Genomic DNA, 3513 nt, shown 5'->3' with positions numbered 1-3513 from the left:
CGCAACGCCGGCTTCTCCTCCAGCGACCCCGGCCGCCTCTTCCTCCCCACCATCATGGACCCCGTCTACGGCTACCAGGTCACCAACGTCGAGGCCTCGATGTCGTCGCCCTCCTCGCTGCTGCACTGGACCCGCCGCATGATCGAGATCCGCAAACAGAACAGGGCCTTCGGACTCGGCTCCTACACCGAACTCCAGTCCTCCAACCCCGCCGTCCTCGCGTTCCTCCGCGAAGCGCCCTCGACCGGGGGCGAAGGGGACGACGACCTCGTCCTGTGCGTGCACAACTTCTCGCGCTTCGCCCAGCCCACCGAGCTCGACCTGCGCGAGTTCAACGGCAGACACCCAGTCGAGCTGATCGGCGGCGTGCGATTCCCGGCCATCGGCGAACTGCCGTACTTGCTGACCCTCGCCGGTCACGGCTTCTACTGGTTCCGGCTCCGGAAGGACGCCGTCTAGAACCCGGGCGGCGGGGCGGTTTCTCCCGCCCCGCCCTGGGCACGCATGACTCACACCTCGCCCGGTATCCGGGGCCCCCGGGTCACTGGGGAAAGGACGCGACGCCATGTCGGAAGCCGTAACCCACTCAGCCACGGCCCCGGTCGCACGCCCCGAGTTGCTCGCGTCGCTCGATCCACTGTTGCGGGAATGGCTGCCCCGGCAGCGGTGGTTCGCGGGCAAAGGGCGTCCGGTGACCGGATTCTCCCTGGTCGCCGCGGTGGAACTACTGCCGTCCACAGCGCAGTTGGGCCTGATCCATCTGCTCGTACGCGCCCACCAGCCCCACACTCCGGCGCAGGGTGCCGCCTCGCATCCCGGGGACTGCTACCAGTTACTCATCGGCGTACGCGAGGCGCTGCCGCCACGGCTCGCGCCCGCGCTGATCGGGCATCTGGAGGAGGGGCCGCTGGCCGGCCGGACGGTGTACGAGGCGCTGCACGACCCACGCCCCGCCGGTGTCATCCTGGAAGCCCTGCGCACCGGGGCCCGCGTCGGCGACCTGCGCTTCGAGCACGACCGACGCCAGGAGATACGCAGGGACCTGGTACCGCGCCTGGTGACGGCGGAACAGTCCAACTCGTCGGTCGTCTACGGCGATACGTTCATCCTGAAGGTGCTGCGCCGGATCGTGCCCGGGGTCAACCCGGATCTGGAGCTTCCGCTGGCGCTGGCCCGGGAGGGCTGCGCGCGGGTCCCGGCGCCCGCGGCCTGGATGCTCGCGGACCTCGACGCGCGGACGTACGTACTCGGCGTGCTCCAGCCGTTCGTGCAGGGCGCGGCCGACGGCTGGGAGCTCGCGCTGCGCGAGCTGGCCAAGGGCGAGGACTTCGCCGCCGAGGCACGGGCGCTGGGCCGGGCCACCGCCGAGGTGCACACGGCGCTCGCCCGGTCACTGCCCACGGTCACGCTCGGGCACAGCCAGATACGGCCTCTCATCGACGCCATGACCGAGCGACTGGACGCCGCCGCACAGGCGGTGCCCGCGCTGCGGCCCCACGCACCCGGTCTGCGGACCGCGTTCGAGGCGCTGGCCGATCTGGCCGCGGAGGGCCACACATGGACGGCCCAGCGCGTCCACGGCGATCTGCATCTCGGCCAGTGCCTGCGCTCCCCCGACGGGGAATGGTCGCTCATCGACTTCGAGGGCGAGCCGTCGAAACCGCTCGCCGAGCGACGTATGCCCCAGCCCCCGGCACGCGACATCGCGGGCATGCTCCGCTCCTTCGACTACGCGGCCCACTCCGTCCCCCAGGCGCCCGGCTCCACGCGGGCAGGGGGGACCCCCGTCCCGACGGCGTCCGACTGGGCCGACGCCTGCCGGGCCGCCTACTGCACCGGATACGCCGAGGTCAGCGGCCTCGACCCGCGCACGGACCCCGTGCTGCTGCGCGCCTTCGAGACGGACAAGGCGGTGTACGAGGTCGTGTACGAGGCCCGGCACCGCCCGGACTGGCTGCCGGTTCCCCTGGCGGCGGTACGGCGGCTGGCCGCGTCGCCCTGATCCCCTTTCGACGTTCCCCAGTTCACCCTCCCGAGGAGGCCTTGCCCGTGACGCCCCGCCCCCCGTCCGACGAGAGTCCGAAGAAGATCGGCGCGAAGAACACGGCTGCCGCCGGGAAGCCGACGGCCGAGAAGACAGCGGCCGGGAAGACAGCGGCCGGGAAGGCGGCCGAGGCGAAGCCGACCGTCAAGAAGGTGACCGAGGGGAAACCGGCGGTCAAGAAGGCCGCCGCAGGCAGGAAGGCCGCCACGAAGAAGACCACGGCGGGCAAGAAGACCTCCGCGGCCAAGAAGGCCCTCTCCGCCCGGCGGACCGCCAAAAGCGTGGCGGCGGATGCCACGAAGACCTCGAAGAAGGTCCCGAAGAACGCCGCGAGGAAGGTCGTGACGGCCGTGGCGAAGATCCCTGAGCCCACCGTCGGCGAGAGCGGTCCCGCGATCGGGGAGACCGGACCCCTGCTGGACGAGAGCGTGCCCGCCGTCGCCGAGAGCGGTCCCGTCCTCGCCGGTGTCGACCCGTCGGACCGTCAGCGGCTGCTCGACGGCACGCACCACAATCCGCACGGGGTGCTTGGCGCCCACACGGTGCCGGGCGGTGTCGCCTTCCGGGCCTTCCGCCCGTACGCGCTCGGGGTCACCGTCGTCACGGACGACCTGCGCGCCGAACTGCGCGACGACGGGGACGGCTTCTTCTCCGGGCTGCTTCCGCTGCGCGCGGTACCGGAGTCGTACCGACTGCTCGTGGCGTACGAGGGGACGGTGCTGGAGACCGAGGACGCGTACCGATTCCTGCCGACGCTCGGCGAGTTGGACCTGTATCTGCTCGGTGAGGGCCGGCACGAGGAGTTGTGGCGGGCGCTCGGCGCCGAACCGATGGAGCAACAGGGCGTCACCGGAACGCGCTTCACCGTCTGGGCGCCGAACGCGCGGGGTGTCCGGCTGGCCGGAAGCTTCAACTTCTGGGACGGCACCGGGTATCCGATGCGCTCGCTCGGCTCCTCCGGGGTGTGGGAGCTCTTCGTTCCGGCGATCGGCGAGGGCGAGCTCTACAAGTTCGACATCACGCGCCCCGACGGTTCCCGTACCCTGCGCGCGGACCCGATGGCCCGCCGCACCGAGGTCCCGCCCAACACGTCCTCGATCGTCCACGCGTCCCACCACGTGTGGCAGGACGCTCAGTGGATGGCGAAAAGGGCAGCCCGGCCGGCTCATGAGGCGCCGTTCTCGGCGTACGAGGTGCATCTGCCGTCCTGGCGTCCCGGATTGACCTACCGTCAGCTCGCCGACCAGCTCCCCGCCTACGTCGCCGACCTCGGCTTCACCCACGTCGAGCTGATGCCCGTCGCGGAACACCCGTTCGGCGGCTCGTGGGGCTACCAGGTCACCGGTTTCTACGCCCCCACCGCCCGGCTCGGCGCCCCCGACGACTTCAAGCACCTCGTCGACGCCCTGCACCGGGCCGGCATCGGCGTCCTCATGGACTGGGTCCCCGCCCACTTCCCCCGCGACGAC

At 71.4% G+C, this 3513-nt stretch carries 3 protein-coding genes; all 3 read left to right on the top strand.

The features are described 5' to 3' along the window. On the top strand, window positions 1-459 hold a 459-nt coding region (locus tag ABZX90_RS43730), incomplete at its 5' end, for an alpha-glucosidase C-terminal domain-containing protein (RefSeq protein WP_355213720.1). Between the two features lie 106 nt (window positions 460-565). Beyond that, on the top strand, window positions 566-2002 hold the full coding sequence (locus ABZX90_RS43725) for a phosphotransferase (protein ID WP_355213719.1): 1437 nt from the start codon (window positions 566-568) through the stop codon (window positions 2000-2002). A 47-nt stretch (window positions 2003-2049) separates the two neighbouring features. Next, window positions 2050-3513, top strand: a 1464-nt coding sequence (locus ABZX90_RS43720; RefSeq protein WP_355213718.1) for an alpha-amylase family glycosyl hydrolase, incomplete at its 3' end; no start/stop codon positions are given.

The sequence above is a fragment of the Streptomyces sp. NPDC002935 genome, assembly GCF_040611295.1.
Classification (GTDB): Bacteria; Actinomycetota; Actinomycetes; order Streptomycetales; family Streptomycetaceae; genus Streptomyces.
The sequence above is the reverse complement of the archived record's forward strand: the minus strand, read 5'-3'. Positions and strand labels throughout refer to the sequence as shown.